This is a genomic window from Enterovirga sp. CN4-39 (genome assembly GCF_049446235.1).
In the GTDB taxonomy this organism is placed as follows: Bacteria; Pseudomonadota; Alphaproteobacteria; order Rhizobiales; family Beijerinckiaceae; genus Enterovirga.
Genome location: NZ_JBMSEF010000011.1, coordinates 25045 through 45680, shown reverse-complemented (window position 1 = coordinate 45680; position 20636 = coordinate 25045). Strand labels below are relative to the sequence as shown.

At 66.6% G+C, this 20636-nt stretch carries 16 protein-coding genes; 11 read left to right on the top strand and 5 right to left on the bottom strand.

Annotated elements, in window-relative coordinates; genetic code table 11:
- Positions 1-49: 49 nt before the first annotated feature.
- The 8 genes from ACO2SS_RS17835 to ACO2SS_RS17800 all read left to right on the top strand — a co-directional run bounded on the left by ACO2SS_RS17835 (position 50) and on the right by ACO2SS_RS17800 (position 10323).
- On the top strand, positions 50-862 hold the full coding sequence (locus ACO2SS_RS17835; RefSeq protein WP_423279116.1) for a c-type cytochrome: 813 nt from the start codon (positions 50-52) through the stop codon (positions 860-862).
- Positions 863-946: 84 nt separating this feature from the next.
- Positions 947-2845, top strand: coding sequence for an extracellular solute-binding protein (locus ACO2SS_RS17830; RefSeq protein ID WP_423279115.1), 1899 nt, complete (start codon positions 947-949; stop codon positions 2843-2845).
- Between the two features lie 8 nt (positions 2846-2853).
- Positions 2854-4704 carry an extracellular solute-binding protein gene (locus ACO2SS_RS17825; RefSeq protein ID WP_423279114.1) on the top strand — a complete coding sequence of 617 codons (1851 nt, stop codon included), beginning with the start codon at positions 2854-2856 and terminating at the stop codon, positions 4702-4704.
- Positions 4701-5120 carry a DUF4260 domain-containing protein gene (locus tag ACO2SS_RS17820; protein WP_423279113.1) on the top strand — a complete coding sequence of 140 codons (420 nt, stop codon included), beginning with the start codon at positions 4701-4703 and terminating at the stop codon, positions 5118-5120. Before ACO2SS_RS17825 ends, ACO2SS_RS17820 begins: the two co-directional genes overlap by 4 nt.
- The gene (locus tag ACO2SS_RS17815; protein ID WP_423279112.1) at positions 5120-6232 is read left to right on the top strand and encodes a microcin C ABC transporter permease YejB; all 1113 of its coding nucleotides are present in this window, start codon (positions 5120-5122) and stop codon (positions 6230-6232) included. The genes ACO2SS_RS17820 and ACO2SS_RS17815 overlap by 1 nt, the downstream gene beginning before the upstream one ends.
- A 7-nt stretch (positions 6233-6239) precedes the next feature.
- Positions 6240-7445 carry an ABC transporter permease gene (locus ACO2SS_RS17810; RefSeq protein ID WP_423279111.1) on the top strand — a complete coding sequence of 402 codons (1206 nt, stop codon included), beginning with the start codon at positions 6240-6242 and terminating at the stop codon, positions 7443-7445.
- Positions 7442-9094, top strand: coding sequence for an ABC transporter ATP-binding protein (locus ACO2SS_RS17805; RefSeq protein ID WP_423279110.1), 1653 nt, complete (start codon positions 7442-7444; stop codon positions 9092-9094). Before ACO2SS_RS17810 ends, ACO2SS_RS17805 begins: the two co-directional genes overlap by 4 nt.
- Entirely contained in the window at positions 9091-10323 is a 1233-nt protein-coding gene (locus ACO2SS_RS17800) for a phosphopentomutase (protein ID WP_423279109.1), read from the top strand. Before ACO2SS_RS17805 ends, ACO2SS_RS17800 begins: the two co-directional genes overlap by 4 nt.
- Here the strand turns inward: ACO2SS_RS17800 and ACO2SS_RS17795 are convergent.
- Positions 10320-11570, bottom strand: a complete 1251-nt coding sequence (locus ACO2SS_RS17795) for an FAD-dependent monooxygenase (protein ID WP_423279108.1) — start codon at positions 11568-11570, stop codon at positions 10320-10322. The genes ACO2SS_RS17800 and ACO2SS_RS17795 overlap by 4 nt on opposite strands.
- Before the next feature lie 95 nt (positions 11571-11665).
- Here ACO2SS_RS17795 and tesB point away from each other — a divergent pair, with 95 nt between their 5' ends.
- The 3 genes from tesB (at position 11666) to ACO2SS_RS17780 (ending at position 14577) form a co-directional block, all read left to right on the top strand.
- The gene (tesB, locus tag ACO2SS_RS17790) at positions 11666-12547 is read left to right on the top strand and encodes an acyl-CoA thioesterase II (protein ID WP_423279107.1); all 882 of its coding nucleotides are present in this window, start codon (positions 11666-11668) and stop codon (positions 12545-12547) included.
- A gap of 155 nt (positions 12548-12702) precedes the next feature.
- Complete coding sequence (locus ACO2SS_RS17785; protein ID WP_423279106.1) at positions 12703-13041, top strand: P-II family nitrogen regulator; 339 nt, start codon at positions 12703-12705, stop codon at positions 13039-13041.
- A gap of 36 nt (positions 13042-13077) precedes the next feature.
- Positions 13078-14577 carry an ammonium transporter gene (locus ACO2SS_RS17780; RefSeq protein WP_423279105.1) on the top strand — a complete coding sequence of 500 codons (1500 nt, stop codon included), beginning with the start codon at positions 13078-13080 and terminating at the stop codon, positions 14575-14577.
- Positions 14578-15653: 1076 nt separating this feature from the next.
- Here the strand turns inward: ACO2SS_RS17780 and ACO2SS_RS17775 are convergent.
- The 4 genes from ACO2SS_RS17775 to ACO2SS_RS17760 form a co-directional block, all read right to left on the bottom strand.
- Positions 15654-17618 (bottom strand): oleate hydratase, encoded by a 1965-nt coding sequence (locus ACO2SS_RS17775; protein ID WP_423279104.1) that lies wholly within the window; start codon positions 17616-17618, stop codon positions 15654-15656.
- A gap of 262 nt (positions 17619-17880) precedes the next feature.
- The gene (locus tag ACO2SS_RS17770) at positions 17881-18129 is read right to left on the bottom strand and encodes a hypothetical protein (protein ID WP_423279103.1); all 249 of its coding nucleotides are present in this window, start codon (positions 18127-18129) and stop codon (positions 17881-17883) included.
- The gene (locus ACO2SS_RS17765; RefSeq protein WP_423279102.1) at positions 18122-19918 is read right to left on the bottom strand and encodes a DEAD/DEAH box helicase; all 1797 of its coding nucleotides are present in this window, start codon (positions 19916-19918) and stop codon (positions 18122-18124) included. The genes ACO2SS_RS17770 and ACO2SS_RS17765 overlap by 8 nt, the downstream gene beginning before the upstream one ends.
- A gap of 71 nt (positions 19919-19989) precedes the next feature.
- A complete protein-coding gene (locus ACO2SS_RS17760) occupies positions 19990-20427 on the bottom strand; it encodes a DUF1772 domain-containing protein (protein WP_423279101.1) in 438 nt (145 codons plus the stop codon).
- Positions 20428-20636 lie beyond the last annotated feature (209 nt).

The window sequence follows — 20636 nt, the reverse complement described above, 5'->3', positions numbered from 1 at the left end:
CGGCGCCGCGGGCTTGGCGTTCCGTCGAGGCAGGAGTGCGAACGTAGACATGGCTATGGATTCGGTGGGCGGGACCCACGGCGGCGGCCGGGACCCGCTGCTCGGCAACAAGATCGCGGGTGCGGTCCTCGGGGCACTTCTGCTCGCCATGGGCCTGAACATCTTCTCGGAGATCCTCTACACGCCGAAGAAGCCGGCGGTGCCGGGCTATGACCTTCCCGCGCCCGAGGCCGGTGCTTCGGCCGGGGGGAGCGACCAGCAGGCTCAGGCCGAGCCGCTTCCGGTGCGTCTCGCCAGCGCAGATCCCGCAAAGGGCCAGGCTTCCGCCAAGAAGTGCCTCGCCTGCCACGTTCTCGAGAAGGGCGGCCCGAACAAGATCGGCCCGGGCCTCTTTGGCGTAATCGGTCATCCGAAGGGCGCGCATGAAGGGTTCAACTACTCCGCTGCCCTGAAGGCGAAGGGCGGCGAGTGGACCTTCGACGATCTCGACCACTTCTTGGCCAACCCGAAGGGCTTCGTGCCCGGCACCATCATGGCATTCGCCGGCATCTCGAACCCGAAGGAGCGGGCCGACCTGATCCGCTACCTGCAGACGCTGTCGGATAGCCCTGTTCCGCTGCCGGCGGTCGAGGCCGCTCCGGCCGCAGAGCCTGCCGCGGCGCCCGGCCCGTCGCAGACCCAGCAGCAGCCCACGCCTTCGATGCCGGGGCAGCGCGCCGAGCCGGCGCCCGCGCCGCTGCAAGCCAACCCGCAGCCGGCCGAGAGCCAAACCCAGCCTGGCGCTCAGCAGCAGCCGTCTCCGACACAGCCGGCCGACCCGGCACAGGTGACGCCGCCCCAGACGGAGCAGAAGCCCCAGTGATAGAGACAGGCCCGCGACCTCCGTCGCGGGCCTTTTTCGTTCCCTGATCTCAAACCCGACACATTCTTGCGGCCGGGTCTGACCATGATTTCAAAGTCGTTTTCCGCAATCGGGAATAACCGGCGCGAGATCCTGCGCCTCGCCGGGCTCGCCGGTACGGCCGCCATTGCCGGGCTGCCGGCTCGATCCCTGGCCGAGGAAAAGGTCTGGCGCCACGCCGTGTCCCTCCTGGGCACGCCGAAATACCCGGCCGGCTTCAAGCATTTCGAGCATGTCCGGCCCGATGCGCCGAAAGGTGGCCTGCTCCGACTTGGTGCTCAGGGCACGTTCGACAATTTCAATCCCTTCGTCGAAGGCGTGAAAGGCGAGTTGGAGAACGGGATCGAGAGCCTGCTCTACGACACGCTTCTCGTTGCCTCGGAGGACGAGGTTGCGACCGAATACGGGCTGATCGCAGAGGCGCTGAGCTATCCTGCCGATTTCGCGGAAGTCAGCTATCGCCTGCGGCCCGAGGCGAAGTTCCATGACGGCTCGCCGATCACGCCTGCCGACGTGATCTTCTCCTTCGAGACGCTGAAATCGACCCGGCCCACTTACGCCTTCTACTATCACAACGTCGCCAAGGTGGAGCAGACGGGTCCCCACGAGGTGACCTTCACGTTCTCCGAGAAGGGCAACCGCGAACTTCCTCAGATCGTCGGTCAGATGCCGGTCTTGCCGAAGGCGTGGTGGACGGGGACGGCTCCGAACGGCGAGAAGCGCGATCCCAAATCCACGACGCTGGAGCCGCCGCTGGGATCTGGTCGCTACCGCCTGAAGAGTTTCGATCCGGGCCGCTTCGCCGTCTATGAGCTCGTGCCCGATTACTGGGCGCGGGACCTGAACGTGAATGTCGGGCGCAACAACATCCGCGAGATCCGGTTCGAGTACTTTCGCGATTCGACCGTGCTGCTCGAGGCGTTCAAGGCCGACCGTCTCGATTTCCGGGCCGAGAACAGCGCCCGCAACTGGGCGACGGCCTATGACTTTCCGGCCGTGTCCGAGAGACGCGTCGTCAAGGAGGAGTTTCCGATTCGCTCCTCCGGCGTAATGCAAGCTTTCGTGTTCAATCTGCGCCGGCCTCGCTTCGCCGATCCACGAGTGAGGCGCGCCTTCAACCTGGCCTTCGACTTCGAGGACACGAACCGCACGCTGTTCTACGGCCTGTATCAGCGCATCGATTCCTACTTCTTCGGAACGGACCTCGCCTCCTCAGGCCTCCCTGAGGGGCCTGAACGGGAAATCCTGGACAGCGTGAAGGACAAGGTCCCGCCCTCGGTGTTCACGACGCCGTACCGAAACCCGGTGAACGGAAGCCCGGAGGCGGTGCGCAACAATCTTCGGGAAGCCGTACGGCTGCTCGGCGAAGCCGGGTACGAGTTGAAGGGTCGGCAACTTGTCGACAAGCGCACGGGCGAGCCGTTCCGGGCCGAGTTCCTCGGCTTCGACCAGAACACCGAACGCTTTGTCCTCCCCTACAAGGGCGCTCTCGAGCGCATCGGGATCGGGGTGGATGTCCGGATCGTGGATGCGGCGCAGTACCAGAACCGGCTCCGCTCCTTCGACTTCGATGTAACCACAACCGTCTGGGCGCAGTCGCTCTCCCCGGGTAACGAGCAGCGCGAGTTCTGGGGTTCCGCTGCGGCGGACCGGCCGGGATCGCGCAATCTCGCAGGTATCAAGGACGCGGCGGTCGACGCCCTGATCGAGCGGATCATCTATGCGAAGGACCGGCCGGAGCTCGTGGCCGCCACCCGGGCCCTGGATCGCGTGCTGCTGGCGCATGATTTCGTCGTGCCGCAATGGTCTTCGCGCGTCACCCGGACGGCGCGCTGGAACCGCTTCGGCCGGCCCGAGAAGCTGCCCGAGTATGGCGGCTCCGGCTTCCCGACCGTCTGGTGGTACGACGAGACGCTCGCCGCAAAGACGGGCTCACCGCGGTGAAGGTCGGAATGCGTCGTCGCTCGCTTCTCGCCGGAGCTGGGGCGCTCGGCGTTGCGTCCGCGGTCCGGCCCGGGCGAGGCCTGGCGGACGAGGCGGAAAGCCACGGGCTGTCGATCTTCGGTGACCTGAAGCACGGGCCGGATTTCCGCCATTTCGATTATGTGCGGCCGGATGCCCCCAAGGGCGGCGCCTTCTCGCACCAGATCGCGTTCACGGCCGGGAACCAGAACTTCGACACCTTCAACACGCTGAACATCTTCGTCCTGCGAGGCGACGGCGCTGCCGGAATGGGCCTTACCTTCCAGAGCCTCATGGCGCGCGGCCTCGACGAGCCGGACGCGATGTATGGCCTGGTTGCCGCAGGCGTGCGCCGTACCGAGGACGGGCTGACCTATCGCTTCCGCCTGCGCCCGGAGGCGCGGTTCAACGACGGATCGAAGCTGACGGCCGAGGATGTCGCCTTCTCGGTGAACCTCCTCAAGAGCAAGGGCCATCCGCGCATCTCACAAAACCTTCTTCAGGTGAGGGGCGCCGAGGCCGACGGCGCGGATATCGTGCGGATCGATTTCGCACCGGGCCGCTCGCGCGACCTTCCGCTCGTCGTCGCCGGGCTCCCGATCTTCTCGCGCGCCTACTACGACAAGCACGATTTCGAGGCCGCGACGCTCGAGGCGCCGCTCGGCTCCGGGCCCTACAAGGTCGGCAAGTTCGAGGTCGGCCGCTTCATCGCCTTCGAGCGCGTGAAGGACCATTGGGCGGAGAAGCTCCCGGTCAGCGTCGGGCAGAACAACTTCGACGAGATCCGCTACGAATATTTCCGCGACCGGCAGGTCGCGTTCGAGGCGTTCAAGGCGGGCGTCTTCACCTTCCGCCAGGAGTTCACGGCGCGGATCTGGGCGACCGGATACGATTTCCCGGCAGTCGTCGAGGGGAAGGTCAAGCGCGAGACGATCCCGGACCGCACGCCCTCCGGCATGCAGGGGTGGTTCTTCAACACGCGCCGCGACAAGTTCAAGGACCCGCGCATCCGCGAGGCGATCGGGCTCGCCTTCGATTTCGAGTGGACGAACGCGACGATCATGTACGGGGCCTACACGCGTACGGCCTCCTATTTCGAGAACTCGGATCTCAAGGCGGAAGGGAAACCATCGCCCGAGGAGATGAAGCTGCTCGAGCCGTTCCGCGGCCGTGTGCCTGACGAGGTGTTCGGGGAGCCTTATTCGCCTCCTCGGTCAGATGGATCGGGCCAGGATCGCGCGGCGTTGAGGCGTGCGAGCGAGTTGTTGCGCGAGGCGGGCTGCAAGCGCGAAGGGAACAGCCTCAGGCTACCCTCGGGGGAGCCTCTCGCTATCGAGTTCCTCGACTTCCAGCCGACCCTGCAGCCGCACACCCAGCCCTTCATCCGTAATCTCGGCCTGCTCGGCATCCAGGCAACCTCCCGCATCGTCGACGCGGCGCAGTACCAGCGGCGGACGGAGGAATTCGATTTCGACCTCGTCACGGCGCGCTACTCGAACTCCGCAACCCCGGGGGAGGGGCTGCGGCTGATCTTCGGCTCGCTCGCCGCGAAAACGAAGGGCTCGCAAAACCTCGCCGGCATCTCCGACCCCGTGATCGACTCCCTCCTCGACGGGATCGTCCAGGCGGAAACCCGCCCAGACTTGGTGGCGTCTGTCCGCGCGCTCGACCGGGTCCTCCGCGCCGGACGCTACTGGGTGCCGATGTGGTATCGCGGTTCGAACCCGGTCGCCTATTGGGATATGTTCGGCCACCCGGCCACCCCGCCCGCCTACGATCTCGGCGCGCCGGCCACCTGGTGGTATGAGCCGGAGAAGGCGAAGCGGATCGGACGGACTTGAGCGGAGCGGCGCGCGACGAAGGTGGAGTGCCCGCGGCACATTCGGGCGGCCTGCGGACCTTGCTGAGGCTAGAGGGCGCGGCGCTCCTCGCAGCGGCAACTCTCGCCTACGCGTGGGGAGGCTGGAGCTGGTATCTCTACCTCGGCCTTTTCTTCGTGCCGGATCTGTCGATGCTCGCCTACATGGCCGGGCCGCGCATCGGTGCATTAGCCTATAATCTCCTGCACGCGACCGTGGCACCGCTCATGCTGGGCTGCCTAGGCCTCGCCGCCCCGGAGGGACCCTGGATGCCGATCGCCGCGATCTGGCTTGCTCATATCGGCCTCGACCGGATGCTCGGCTACGGGCTGAAATCCTCGGCCGGCTTCGGACACACCCATCTCGGCCCGATCGGCCGGCGCGAGCGCCCTGCCTGATGGCGGCCTATATCGCCCGCCGCATCCTTCTCATGATCCCGACCATTCTCGGGATCATGCTGATCTCTTTCATCATCGTGCAGTTCGCGCCGGGCGGGCCGATCGAGCGGATCCTGGCGCAACTGCAAGGTACGGATATCGGCGCGACCGGCCGGATCAGCGGCGCCGGTGGCGACATGGGCGCCGGCGCCGCGAGAATGCAGCCCGGCGCCGGTGGGGAGATGAACTCGCGATACCGTGGCGCGCAGGGCCTCGATCTGGGCTTCATCAAGCAGCTCGAGGTGCAGTTCGGCTTCGACAAGCCCCCGCACGAGCGCTTCCTGAAGATGATCGCCGACTACGCGCGTTTCGATTTCGGCAAGAGCTTCTTTCGCGACGTGTCGGTCCTGCAGCTCATCCGGGAGAAGCTCCCCGTCTCTATCACGCTGGGGCTCTGGATGACGCTCCTGTCCTACTCGATCTCGATCCCGCTCGGGATCCGGAAGGCTGTGAAAGACGGGCGCCCCTTCGACGTCTGGACCTCCGCGGTCGTCATCGTCGGCTACGCGATCCCGGGCTTCCTCTTTGCGATCCTTCTCATCGTGCTCTTCGCCGGCGGATCGTTCTGGCAGATCTTCCCGCTGCGCGGATTGACCAGTGAGAACTGGAACGACCTCTCGCTCGGCGGGAAGATCGTCGACTATCTTTGGCACATCGCCCTGCCGATCACCGCGATGGCGCTCGGCGCATTCGCGACCTCGACGCTCCTCACCAAGAACTCGTTCCTGGACGAGATCAGGCGGCAATACGTCTTGACGGCCCGCATGAAGGGCCTGTCCGAGCGGGGCGTGCTCTATGGCCACGTCTTCCGCAACGCGATGCTGATCGTGGTCGCGGGCTTCCCGGGTGCCTTCATCGGCTCCTTCTTCGCAGGCTCGCTCCTGATCGAGACGATCTTCTCGCTGGACGGGCTGGGGCTCCTCTCCTTCGAGTCGATCGTCAACCGGGATTATCCCGTCGTCTTCGCGAACCTCTACATCTTCTCGCTCATAGGCCTGGTCGTGAACCTCATCTCGGACCTGACCTATGTCTGGATCGATCCGCGGATCGATTTCGAGACACGCGAGGCGTGAGGTCGGGATGAGCGACACCGTCGTGCCCGCACCTGAACTCGACCGGGTCCCGGTCGCGTCGCCGGCGAACAACCCGGAGGCGCCTCCTCTGCCGCGCGAGGGCTTCGTCCGCCTCTCCCCCCTCAACCGGCGCCGCTGGCTTAATTTCAAAGCCAATCGCCGGGGCTTCTGGTCGCTTTGGATATTCCTGGCGCTGTTTGGCGCGAGCCTGTTTGCCGACTTCATCGCGAACGACCGCCCGATCCTCGTCAGCTACAAGGGCGAATTGCTCTCCCCGATCTTCGTCGACTACCCGGAGGAGAAGTTCGGCGGCTTTCTGGCCGTCACCGACTACCGGGACCCGGTGATCGCAAAGGAGATCAGCGAGAACGGCTGGGCGCTCTGGCCGCCGATCCGGTTCTCCTACTCGACCCATAATCTCGACCTGCCCGTCCCGGCCCCGTCGCCGCCAACCTGGATGCTGACGGATGCGCAGTGCCGGCCTGCCGCCGAGAAGGCGGGCAAGAACCCTCCGCCGGGCGAGGCCTGCCGGGCGATCGAGCAGAACTGGCTCGGCACGGACGACCAGGGCAGGGACGTCGTCGCACGCCTGATCTACGGCGTGCGGCTCTCGATCCTGTTCGGCCTCATCCTGGCCACGATCGCCTCGGTGGTCGGCATCGTGGCCGGTGCCGTCCAGGGCTACTTCGGCGGCTGGACCGATCTCATCATGCAGCGTTTCATCGAGATCTGGACCTCGCTCCCTTCGCTCTACCTGCTGATCATCATTTCCTCGATCATCACGCCGAGCTTCCTCGTCCTCCTCGGGATCCTGCTCCTGTTCGAGTGGGTTTCCCTGGTGGGCGTAGTCAGGGCCGAGTTCCTGCGCGGCCGCAACTTCGAATATGTCCGGGCCGCCCGGGCGCTTGGCCTGTCGAACCTCACGATCATGTTCCGGCACCTGCTGCCGAATGCCATGGTGGCGACGCTGACCTTCCTGCCCTTCAACGTGAACGGCTCGATCGCGACGCTGACTTCGCTCGACTATCTCGGCTTCGGCCTGCCGCCAGGGTCGCCCTCGCTCGGCGAACTGCTGGCCCAGGGCAAGGCGAACCTCCAGGCACCCTGGCTCGGCCTGACCGGCTTTGTCGTCATCGCCTTCGTGCTGTCGCTCCTGATCTTCATCGGGGAGGCCGTCCGCGACGCCTTCGATCCGCGGAAGACGCTCGCGTGACGGCCCGAGCCGGAACTTGCGAGGACGTCCTCCTCTCCGTCGAGGACCTCTCCGTCGCGTTCCGCCAAGGCGGGGCGGACTCGCTCGCAGTGAATCGCGTGTCGTTCCACGTGAAACCCGGTGAGACCGTGGCCCTGGTAGGCGAATCCGGCTCGGGCAAGTCGGTAACCGCGCTGTCTATCCTGAAGCTCCTGAACTACCCGGCCGCGCATCATCCCTCCGGGCGCATTCTCTTCGAAGGCCGCGATCTTCTCGCGATGAAGGAGGACGAGATCCGCCGCGTTCGCGGCGACGACATCACGATGGTCTTCCAGGAGCCGATGACGTCGCTCAATCCGCTGCACACGATCGAGCAGCAGGTCGGCGAGATCCTGTTGCTCCATCGCGGCCTGTCTGGTCGCGCGGCACGGTCGCGAGTTCTGGAATTGCTGGAACTCGTCGGCATCCGGGAGCCCGAAAGTCGCCTCGGCGCCTATCCGCACCAGCTCTCCGGCGGGCAGAGGCAGCGCGTCATGATCGCCATGGCGCTGGCGAATGAGCCGAAGCTGTTCATCGCGGACGAGCCGACGACGGCACTCGACGTCACCGTCCAGGCGCAGATCCTGAAACTCCTGGCCGAGATGAAGGTTCGGCTCGGGATGTCCATGCTCTTCATCACGCACGACCTCGGCATCGTGCGAAAGATCGCCGACCGGGTCTGCGTGATGACCAAGGGCGAGATCGTCGAGTCCGGCCCGGTTGCGGAGGTGTTTGGAAACCCGCGGCACGACTATACGCGTCGTCTCCTCGCGGCGGAGCCGAAGGGCAGAGCGACGCCCGTTCCGGCGGAGGCGCCATTCCTCGTCAAGGCCGGGCCCCTGAAGGTCTGGTTCCCGATCCGCCGCGGCTTCCTGCGTCGGACGGTCGGGCACGTGAAGGCCGTAGATGGGGTCTCTGTCGCTGTCCGCGAAGGCGAGACCGTCGGCATCGTTGGAGAATCCGGCTCGGGCAAAACGACCCTCGGCCTGGCCCTGCTCCGGCTCACCCGCTCTGAGGGCCCGATCTGCGTGCTCGGTCGCGACATCGACGGCGTGGGCGGGAGAGCGCTCCGGCCGCTGCGCAAGGAGATGCAGGTCGTCTTCCAGGATCCGTATGGCTCGCTATCCCCTCGCATGTCCGTGGCCGAGATCGTGGCCGAGGGGCTCGTCGTGCAGCAGCGCAGCATGCCCCGGGCCGCGCAGCGTGCGGCGGTTGCGCGAGCCCTGCACGATGTCGGGCTCGATCCGGCGTCGATGGACCGCTATCCGCATGAATTCTCGGGCGGGCAGCGGCAGCGCATCGCGATCGCCCGCGCGATGGCGCTCGAACCCCGGTTCGTTGTTCTCGACGAGCCGACTTCCGCCCTCGACATGTCCGTCCAGGCGCAGATCGTCGACCTGCTGCGCGGCCTGCAGAAGAAGCGGAAGCTCGCCTACCTCTTCATCAGCCACGACCTGAAGGTGGTGCGAGCCTTGGCGAACCACGTCCTGGTCATGCAGGACGGGCGCGTGGTCGAGGAGGGGCCGGCCGAGCAGATCTTCTCCGAACCACGCACCGATTATACCCGAGCTCTCATGGCGGCCGCCTTCGGCCTCGAGGCCGCCGCGGCACCCGGCGTGGTGCGGGAATGACCGGCCGAGCATTGCTCATCGTCCTCGATTCCGTCGGCATCGGGGGCGCACCGGACGCGGCCGCTTACGGCGATGCGGGATCCGACACCCTCGGTCACATCGCGGAGGCATGCGCGATCGGACGCGGCGACCGCCTCGGGCTGCGATCCGGACGGCTCTCGTTGCCCAACATGGCCAGCCTTGGGATCGGCCTCGCCTGCGAGGCATCCACGGGCCGAGTGCCCCCTGGGCTGGATCGGCCCGGGCCCGCGATCGGCTGCTGGGGCGTCGGTCGTGAGACTTCGCGCGGAAAGGACACGCCATCCGGTCATTGGGAGATCGCCGGCGTCCCGGTGGATTTCGACTGGGGCTACTTTCCGGACACCCGTCCCGCCTTTCCGCCGGAGCTTGTCGAGGCCCTGCTTCGTGAGGCTCGCCTTCCGGGCATTCTCGGCGACCGGCATGCGTCCGGCATTACCATCGTCGACGAGCTCGGGGCCGAGCACGTCCGGACCGGCAAGCCTATCTGCTACACCTCGGCCGACAGCGTGTTCCAGATCGCCGCGCATGAAGAGGCCTTCGGGCTCGAGCGGCTCTACGATGTCTGCCGGATCGCGCGGCGGCTCTGCGATCGATATCGGATCGGCCGCGTCATCGCGCGCCCGTTCACCGGGGACGAGCGCGCCGACTTCGTGAGGACCGCCAACCGGCGCGACTACGCCACCCCGCCGCCCTCCGACACGATCCTCGATTGCCTCGCCGGGGCCGGCCGGGAGGTGATCTCGATCGGGAAGATCGGGGACATCTTCGCCCATCGCGGCACCGGGCGGGAGGTGAAGGGCGCCGGTAACGACGCCTGGCTCACGGCGGCCCTCGAGGGCCTCCGGGATCTCGGGGACGGCGGGCTGGTCTTCGCAAACCTCGTGGATTTCGACACGGAATACGGCCACCGCCGTGACGTGCCGGGCTATGCGGCGGCGCTCGAGCGGTTCGATGCGCGCATTCCCGAGATCCGGGCGGCGCTGGCGCCCGGCGATCTGTGCGTCATCACGGCGGACCACGGCAACGATCCGACCTTCCGGGGAACGGACCACACGCGGGAGCAGGTGCCCATCCTGGTCTTTGGGCCGGCTATCGCGCCCGGCTCGGTCGGGGTCAGGCCAAGCCTCGCCGACATCGGCGCCAGCATCGCGGCCCATCTCGGTATAGCCTGGACGGGCGCCGGGAACTCCTTCCTGGCGAGGGCCTAGAGCGGCTCGCCGCGCATCAGCCGTGGCGCCCGGCCGGCAGTGCCGGCGGCCTGTCCGGCGAAGAGGCCTTTCAGTCCCGGTGCCCGGTCCACCATGCCGAGGCCGATATCCCGCAGGACCCGCGAGGGCAGGCGGTCGTTGGAGAACAGGCGGTTCAGCGCATCCGTAGCCCCTGCCAGCACGACGGCGTCGAGCCGCCGGTCGCGCTGGTAGGCTTCGAGAACCGGCTCGCCGCCCGGATCCAGGCCCAGCCGAACCGCTTCGGCGATCCGCTCGGCCAGGGACGCGACATCCCCCAGCCCCAGGTTGAGGCCTTGTCCCGCCAGGGGATGCACGCGGTGGGCAGCATCGCCCACCAGGGCGAGCCGCGGCCCGACATAACTCCGGGCGAGACCGACCGAGAGCGGGAATGCGTACAGGTCGGTCAGCAGCTCGACGCGACCGAGCTCCGGCCCGAACCGCGCCTCGAGCTCCCGCTGCGCGGCGTCCCTTCCCATCTCGAGCAGCGGGCCGATCCGGGCCTCGCTCTCCGTCCAGACGATCGAGGACCGGTTCGGGTGCTCCAGCGTTCCGGTGAGCGGCAGGATGGCGAAGGGCCCGGCCGGCAGGAAATGCTGGATCGCCACCCCGCCATGGGAATGCTCGTGTGCGACCGTCGCCACGATGCCGGATTGCCGGTAGGCGCGGCCGACCCAGCCTATCCCGGCGAGTTCCCGGATCGTCGACCGGCCCCCGTCGCAGGCGACAAGGAGCGAAACCGGCCGCGGGACCGCGCCTTCGGCCTCGACCGTGATGGCGTTCGGGCCCGCCTCGAACCCCGTCACCCGATCGGGGGCGAGTTCGACGCCCTCGCTCAGGCAGGCCTCCCGAAGCGCGTCGTCCAGGCGGTCGGCCTCGACGAAATGCGCGAGCGGCTCCTCGTCGTCGCCGAAGCGCAGATAGGCGGGACGGACGGCGTCTTCGACCCGGCTGTCCGTGATGGTCATACCGTGGATCGGCTGCGCCTCGGCCGCGATCCCGCTCCAGATCCCGAGCGTCCGGTACATGGCGACCGCGCCGGGCGAGAGCGAATAGGCGCGCGGGTCGCTCCGGCTCCTCCGGAACCCCGGATCCAGCACCGCGACGCTGATCGCGGGACCGAGGCCGCGGGTGAGCGCCAGGGCCAGGGTGAGGCCGAGCGGGCCGCCGCCTGCTATGAGGATGCGCCAGGCCGGCGGGCGCTTGGGCGGGTCGCGAGGCGGCAGCATGGCCCGTCCTCGCAACGGCGCCGGGCCGCGTCAAGCTTGACCCGTCCACCGCCACGCGTCATCCGGCTCGTGCCCCTGCCGGGTGGAGGTGAGACATGTCGGGCGCGGTGGCCGAACTCCTCGAGGTCCTCGAACTGGAGAAGCTGGAGGAGAACCTGTTCCGCGGGCGTTCGCCGCAGGACAGCTGGCAGCGCGTCTTCGGCGGCCAGGTGATCGGCCAGGCCCTGGTGGCGGCCTGCCGGACCGTCGAGGACAGGCAGCCGCACTCGCTCCACGCCTATTTCCTTCTGGGCGGCGATCCGAAGGTCCCGATCATCTACGAGGTCGATCGGATCCGGGACGGCCGCAGCTTCGCGACGCGGCGGGTTGTGGCGATCCAGCATGGCCGTCCGATCTTCGCCCTCACCACCTCTTTTCACCTCGAGGAGGAGGGGTTCGAACACGGCGCCCGCATGCCGCAGGTTCCCCCGCCGGAGGACCTGCCGGGCGAGGCGGAGATCCGGGCGGGCGCCATCCCGTCCATGTCCCCGCAGGTCCGCGCCTATTTCGAGCGGGAGCGACCGATCGAATTGCGGCCCGTCGACCACCAGCGGACCGCGCAGGCCGACCCGCACGAGGGCGAGTTCCGGGTCTGGATCAGGACCACCGGGCCGCTGCCGGACGATCCTGCCATCCACCGCTCCGTCCTGGCCTACGCGTCCGACTTCACGCTGCTCGACACGTCCCTGGTCCCGCACGGCCAGAGCGTCATCCAGACGAACATCCAGGCCGCGAGCCTCGATCACGCGCTCTGGTTCCACCGGCCGTTCCGGGCCGACGATTGGCTCCTCTACGCCCAGGACAGCCCGAGCGCCTCCGGGGCGAGGGGGTTTTCGCGCGGCCTCGTCTATGATCGGGCCGGGCGCCTCGTTGCCTCCGTGGCCCAGGAAGGCCTCGTCCGGGAGCGCAAGCGCCAGCCGGATCTGCCGCCAAAATAGGCAAGTGCGACTCTGCGCGCCATCCGCTCCGGATTGCCCAGGGGTTAAGCGGAACTGGCACGACCCTTGTTTGACCCTACGCGTCTCCCGGTACGCGCGTGTCCGGCGAGGTGTTCACGTTTCGGCGGCAAGCCGAACAACCGGGGCAAACTCCCATGAAAATCGTTGTGGCGATCATCAAGCCCTTCAAGCTTGAGGAAGTTCGCGACGCCCTCACGGCCATCGGGGTGCATGGCCTGACCGTGACCGAGGTGAAGGGCTACGGGCGTCAGAAGGGGCACACGGAAATCTACCGCGGCGCCGAATACGCCGTGAGCTTTCTCCCGAAGCTGAAGATCGAGGTCGCGGTCGCGTCCGAGTTCGTCCCGCAGGCGATCGACGCCATCGCGAATGCCGCCCGCACCGGCCAGATCGGCGACGGCAAGATCTTCGTCATGCCCATCGAGCACGCGGTCCGCATCCGCACGGGCGAAACCGACAACGATGCGCTCTGACCCGCCCTCACTAAAAATCCTTCCGGAGAACACTTGATGATGTCCCGCTCCAGGCTGGCGGCCCTTCTGGGGGTTGGTGCCGCTTTGTGCCTCTTTGCCGATCCCTCCCTCGCGCAGACGCCGACGGTCGAAGCCGCCGCGGCGCCCGGGGCTCCGGTCCCGAACAAGGGCGACACCGCCTGGATGCTCGTATCCGCCATGGTCGTCCTGATGATGTCCGTGCCCGGCCTCGCGCTGTTCTATGGCGGCCTCGTCCGCACCAAGAACATGCTATCGATCCTCACGCAGGTCTTCACCATCGTGTGCCTCGCGGGCGTGATCTGGCTGATCTACGGCTATTCCCTCGCCTTCACGTCGGGCGGCGGCCTCAACGCCTATGTGGGCGGCTTCTCCAAGGCCTTCCTGATGGGCGTCAACGCCGAGTCGACGGCGGCCACCTTCTCCAACGGCGTCGTCATCCCGGAATACGTCTACATCTGCTTCCAGATGACGTTCGCGATGATCACGCCCGCCCTGATCGTCGGCGCCTTCGCGGAGCGGATGAAGTTCTCGGCGCTCATCCTGTTCGTGGTCCTGTGGCTCACGCTCATCTATTTCCCGATGGCCCACATGGTCTGGTACTGGGCCGGCCCGGACGCGCTGGCTGATGCCGCCAAGGCCGTCGCGGCCGCCGCGGACGGCGCCGCCAAGACGGCCGCCCAGGCCAAGCTCGACGAGGTCACGGCGGATGCCGGCATGCTCTTCTCCTGGGGCGCGCTCGACTTCGCGGGCGGCACGGTGGTCCACATCAATGCCGGTATCGCGGGCCTCGTCGGCGCGATCATGATCGGCAAGCGCGTCGGCTACGGCCGCGACCTGCTCGCCCCGCACTCGCTGACCATGACGATGATCGGCGCCGCGCTCCTGTGGGTCGGCTGGTTCGGCTTCAACGCGGGCTCGAACCTCGAGGCGAACGGCACGACGGCGCTCGCCATGATCAACACCTTCGCGGCGACCTGCGCGGCGGCGTTGTCCTGGCTCTTCGTCGAGTGGGGCGGCAAGGGCAAGCCCTCGCTCCTCGGCCTCGTGTCGGGTGCGATCGCGGGTCTCGTCGCCGTGACGCCCGCCGCCGGCTTCGCCGGCCCGATGGGCTCGCTCGTCCTCGGCCTCGTCTCCGGTGCGGTCTGCTACGTCTTCTGCTCGACGGTGAAGAACGCCCTCGGCTACGACGACTCTCTGGATGTCTTCGGCATCCACTGCGTCGGCGGCATCGTGGGCGCGATCGCGACGGGCATCCTCGTCTCGCCGAGCCTCGGCGGCGCGGGCCTGGCCGACTACACGGCCAATCCGGGCACCCTCTCGCCCGGCGCTTATGCGATGGGCACCCAGGTCTGGGCGCAGATCAAGGCCGTCGTCTTCACCCTGCTCTTCTCCGGCATCGGCTCGGCGATCCTGTTCAAGGTCGTCGACGTCATCGTCGGCCTCCGGGTCACGACCGAGGAGGAGCGCGAGGGCCTCGACGTCACGGACCACGGCGAGCGCGCCTACAACTACTGATCCGGTCGGGCTTCGGCCCGGCTCCGATCCAAGAACGAGCCCCGGCCACCGGCCGGGGCTTTTTCATTTGGCCCTCTCCATCCCGCCCGCTCACCTCTCCCCCCGCTCGCACCGGCGAAAGCCGGTGCCCATGGGCTGATCCCTCCCTGCAGGGGAGGGTGGCCCGAGCGGAGCGGAGGGCCGGGTGGGGCGTGTCTCCCCTCCCCCTCGTGGGGAGGGGCCGAGTCGAAGCGCAGCTTCGAACCGGGGTGGGGGGTGTCCCGCCGTCGAGCGGGTGCCAGGCGGAGCGCCCCCACCCGGCTCGGGCTTTGCCCGAGTCCGCCCTCCCCACGAGGGGGAGGGGAAAGCGCCCACGCGCCGTCCGTCCCCGGTCCGAGGTCGGCCACCACGAATGCGTTCAAGGAGCTGGCCCGAAAATCCTGTGAGGGAGCGGGATGCCGGTTCACCGGCCTTCGATTTGTAGAGCGCTATGTCGGGTGGGTGCTCAGGTCCCTCCCAGCATCCCGCGACGGTCTTTTCGGCCCCTGGGCAAACGCCCGGTCAGCCGCCCGAATGCCCCGGTTACCGGACCGTGACCTCGGGACCCGCCCTCCTCTCCGACAACGGTGCCCGGTGTCGACCGCCGTTCCCTCGCCGGAGACGAGTGACGGCAATATAGGAATAAATGCTAGATCTGTCAAGTTGGGATCCCGCTCACACCGGCGAAAGCCGGTGCCCAGGGGCTGGCCCCCGGCCTGCGCCGGGGCGAGCGGGGAGAGGCTGGATTGCTTCGCTACGCTCGCAATGACGAGCCCGCCCGCGCCGCCGCGCGCCCTCTCCCGGGGGTGGGAGAGGGCAGGAGGTTTCAGGACCGAGCAACCATCGAGTCGCTGTGCCTGCCGTGAGATCCATCCGGCTGCCGCACAGCGGGTGCAGGCGCTGCGCAGCCTGTCGTTCCGGCTTCTGATGGAGAAGCCGGAACAGCAGATGCTGAAGGCCCGGAGCGAGCAGGCCGAGGTGCTGACGAAAACAAGGTGCCGGACAACGTGATCAACGCCTGACGGGCGTAATTGCCGCTTCCGTTCGCACGAAGCGCTTCAGCGTCTGCGACCGGTGAAGTTCTCGCGAAGCTGTTCGAGCCACTCCCCGGCCGCATTCATCGCGTGGCCGCCCTTCTCGAGAAGATGCTTGAGCTCGCTTTGCGCTCCCTCGCGGGAGGAGGCTTCCTGGGCCGGGAGCGGTGGCAGGACGTGGGCGTAATAGGTCTTGTCGAGCAGCCGATGCAGGAGACGTTCGCCCGGGAACGACTCGTTGTTGTTGATCGTGCGCGCGGCCTTGAGCAGCGTGCGGATGTCGTACTGAACCGGGCTGATGTCCGGCACCTGCTTGTGCAGCCCAAGCAGCGTATAGACCCCGATCCGGCCGGTGCGGACCGAACTCTCCATTGTGAAGATGATGTCGTTCGAGGTTTCGACGAACTGCCCCATCAGGGCGAGGTTGGTGCACCCTTCGGGCACAACATGCGGGCGGTCGCCAGCCGCCCGCGGCATGAACATCGCGGTGATGTAGGGCATGAGCGCGAGCCGCACCTTCGTGGCCGCCGCGACCGCGTCGATCTGATCGACGATCCCCAGGTGGTAGCAGAGCTCTTCCAGGATCTCCCGTCCCGTGCAGGCCGGCATCGGCTTCTTGATGCGATCCCCGTTCTTGTCCATCAGCAGAGCATAGGCCCAGAGCACGAGGACGTCCTTCGGCTGCCCCGGGAAATGGGGTTGCCGGTTGCAGGTGACGCTCAGCACCCAGGCTGAATCGGTGAAGGTGATGATCCCGCCCGTGACCGTCTTGCCAGAATAGGGATCGTTGACGGACAGCTCCTTGAGCCGATCGACGAGCGGGGACGGCCAGCAGGTCAGCGTCACCGATTCCCACATCGACTTGTCGACGTCGCCGTAGAATTTCTCCGGCTTCCCGAAGATGGGGGATTTCTTCGCCAGGTTCTTCCACAGCGCCCAGTCGCTGTCGTTGCCGGGATCGTGCCGCCCGCGCTCCAGAACCGGCGCCTGGTCCATGTCGCCATAGGCGGTCCCTTCGGTCATCGATCCCGTGAGCGCGAAGACCAGGTCCTTGTCGCCGACGGGGATGGTGGCGTTGGCGCCGTCGACCTTGGCGTGGATGGCGGTCACCGTGCGGGCGTCGCCCTCGACACGCATGTCGAGATCATAGGCGCGGGTGCCGAACTGCACCTTCACGCCATGCTTCTTGAGGTGAGTGACGAGCGGGCGGACGAAGCTGTCGTATTGGTTGTACTTCGGAAAGACGAGGGTCGACATGTCGCCGAAGCCGTCGATCGAGTCGAGGAAACGATGCATGTACAGCTTCATTTCCAGGAGGCTCTGCCAGTTCTCGAAGGCGAACATGGAGCGCCACAGGAACCAGAAATTCGTCTCGAAAAAACCCGGGCTGAAGTAGTCGTCGATCTTGACGTCGTCGAGGTCCTCCTTTCTCTTCAGGAGGAGGCGTATCAGCTCCCATTGCTGCGATTCTGAGAGGCCGAATGTGGAGAAGTCGCGGATCTGCCCCTGCATGTGCATGAGCCGCGACTTCGAATAATTCGAGTCGTGGTCGTTGACGAGGCGATACTCGTCCAGGACGCTGAACCCTTCCGGTAGCTCCAGCGCCTGCACGTCCTGGAACATGTCCCAGAGATTGTCGTAGTTCCAGTTCATCTCGCGCCCGCCGCGGATGATGTAGCCGTCCTCCGGACCGCCGGCCCCGTCGAGCGAGCCGCCCGGGACGTCGAGCGCGTCGAGAACGGTGATGTCCTCGCCCCTCATCCCGCCATCGCGGATCATGTAGAAGGCGGCGGCCAGGCCTGCGATCCCGCTGCCGATGATCCAGGCCCTGCGCCCTTGAACGCTGTTATCCGGGACAGGACGGTTCCGCATGTAGGCGCCCATCATGTCTGGCGGGGGCAGCGTGTTGTCGGGGCTGTTGTGCCAATAGCCTGCGGAGGCGTCGGTTTCGACCGTGAAGTCTTTCGCCCTGCTCGAACCAGCAGTCATGACGCCCTCCGGCGAATATCCGAGACGTACAACTTGCGAGACCGGCGCGACGACGTGCGTTATATGGCCGCCTTTCCGAAATATTGTCACGTCACGGCCCCACTGGCTCGCAACCGGTGCGCACGCGGCTCCCTCGCCGGAGGGGAATAACCATCACATAGGAATAAAAGAAAGAGCTATCAAGCGCGCCTCGCATGAACCTGCCGGAGAGCGGCTCTCTACTCTGGAGATCGACAGGACAAGCCCAACGTGTAGTTCAAGATCAGCCTTCCTCGCCAGCAACAGGGCCGGCGCCGTCAATCCCCCGCAGCAGCAACGCGATCTTGGCAGCGTCTCTTTCCAGGATGCGTTTTCCGCATTCCAGACAGTAGTTTTCCCAACTGCGATCGCTCTTAACGGCCAGCCGACGGTCGCCCTTGCTTAGCCGGTGCTTGGAGTTGCCCTGGCAGTCGTGGGCGCGCTGGACGATGTCGATGTGAGCGCTGGTGATAAGCGATCTAATCCTAGCCACCGAACACCTCCGTTACGGCTCGGGCCACCAGGGCGCCGAACTGGGCGTTCACGTCGTTGAGTTGCTGCTGGGAGAGTTCGCTGCGCTCCCCTGGGCCTACGCCGAGAAGCGTCTGAATCTGCCGGTCGATGGCCGACTTCAGCACCACGAAGTTCGTCCGGCCACGACGTTGTCGGTCGAGATCCCGACCCTGGTGGTTGACCCCACGCTGGCCGAGGATGCGGCCGACCTCGGTTTGAACTCTTTGATCGAGAGCGGCGCGGGACGCTTGGCGCTGCCGAACCCGGGTGACGTCAACCGGCTCCAGCCGACGCATCGCACCGGCGACCGCCTCCGAATCATACCCTCGGTCCCGAAGCGCTCGGATTAAAGTGAGCGCTTCCTCGTCGTCCTCAAGGAGCGGTATTTCCTGGATGTGGACTTCGGATTGGAAGCGGACGTCCATCCCCTCGTTCGGGTCGCGCGGCACCGGCTCCACCTCGAGCTCGTCCCAATTGGCGAGATCCAGCCCCTCCATGGGGAGCAGTTCGTCGAAGAACGCCTGGTCGGCCTCAGTGTATGCCTGTAAATCGGACCAGCGACGGGCACAATTGGCGCCTGCATGGAAGACTACCACGCCGCGGTTCTCCGGCGCGTTCGGGGCGTTCTGGGTAATGACCCGCATGATGCGGCCGACGAATTGCACGAACGGCGACAGGTTGCCGAACATGCTGAAGACGGCTGCCACCGCGAGTTGGGGATGATCGAAGCCTTCGCCAAGCTTCCGAACCTGAACAATGACGTCGAGCTCGTTGTCTTTGAGCCTCCGAAGGACGCGTTCGTTGGCGACGCCCTCCTCACGCGAATGCACGAAGTCGGCCCGACGCCGGCGGGCACGATACGCCGCGACAACCTGCCGGCAGTGTTCATAATTTAGCGCTGACGCAATGATCTTCAGGTTCGGGTTGTTCGCCTCTTGCCGCAGCCGGTCGAGTTCACGGATTGAAGCGTCTACGATAGTGTTCAGCGTCTCTTCCGAAGTAACAATGCTGCGCCGGAAGTCGGCGTCGTCCTCGCCCAAGCGGCGAACCTCATCCAGGTCGACTTCGATTTCTTGTCCGTCCTCTCGCCGGACGTACCGCAACGTTCGCGGGTTCAGGACCACGGCTTTTAGCCGCTTAACGTAGCCTTCCCGGATCGCGCGGGCGACAGGGTACGAATAGATGATCCGGCCAGCCATGATCTGACCGTCTGCGCGCATCGGCGTAGCACTGAAATTCAGCACTCTCGCCGCCGGAAATGTCGCCTTCAGCGTATTCCACGACTGGGCGACGTTGTGGTGCCCCTCGTCGAAGAGAATCAGGTCGAAGAAGTCGTTCGGAAGCGAAGTGAGCCACCGGTTCTCGGCGCCCTGAAGCTGCTGAATGTTCGTGACGACAACCTCAGCCGCGTCGAGGTCAGCCCGGTTCGCGGTCGTCCCTCGGATCTCGACAAGTTCCGGCCAGGGCCCGCGCTCCAATACCTCCTGGGCGCGATAGAACATCCCGTCCTGAGCGGGATCGAAGGTATCGTGGAGTTGCCGTGCGATGTGCAGGTTCGGCGCAACTACCAGAGTGCGGCGGGAGCGGAAGGCGAACGGCGCGAGTGCGATCGTTCCCGACTTGCCGCAACCCACGGGCAGGATCACGCCCGCCTCACGATCCATCTCTGCGGCGAAGTCTGCGATGCTCGCGAACGCCTCCCGCTGAGGTGCCCGGATCTGCTCGTTGCCCTCAATGGCGGGTGTGCGCGTCTCGAATGAGCTAGGCACGATCGACCCATACTGCCCGGCCTAGCCCTAAGCGGATAATCGAACGTCCGCCCAGGGCCGCACCCCACCCCTCACCAGCCAATAAGTCCCCCAACGAACAGCAGTGCCGCCAGTGAACCCAAAAGGGTCCGCACGTTGTGGAGCCTGCCCCAGCGAAGAAGCAGCGCGCGGCTTTCCGCGCCCGCGTCCTGAAGGGGCGTTGCGAGGAGGCGTTTGTTCGTGGGCATGATGGCGAGCAGCGTGAACGGCCAGTTCGCCAGCAGGACGAGGCTGCCGGCGAGCCAGGTCCAGTCGCCGCGCTGGTGGAAGGCGACGAGGCCCAGCACGCCTCCGAGGATTGCCAGCCCGGCCTGGATGGGCAGGGCCCGCCTGTAGCTCGGCTGCCATTGCGCCAGCATGGGGCCGTCTGCCAGCCCGAGCCGGGCGGGATGCTCGACCAGCGTGATGTAGGCGGCAGCGCCCGCGAACAGGGCGGCGGCCAGGAGGGCGAGGACGGGAGCGGCCGACATGTCATCTCCTCGGAAGGTGGGGAGATGCCTGCCCAACGCAGGGCGTCTCCCCGAATGGCTCGGGTCGACGCCGTGGCTGGGAAGAACCCGCGGGATGCGGGCGCAGGAGCTACCGACCTGCAGCTCTATTTTCGGCCCCGAAAATCTGCCGCACGCCGCGCTCGTTGGCAATCGGCGGCATCCGGCATGGGGAGGGGCGCGGATCCCGC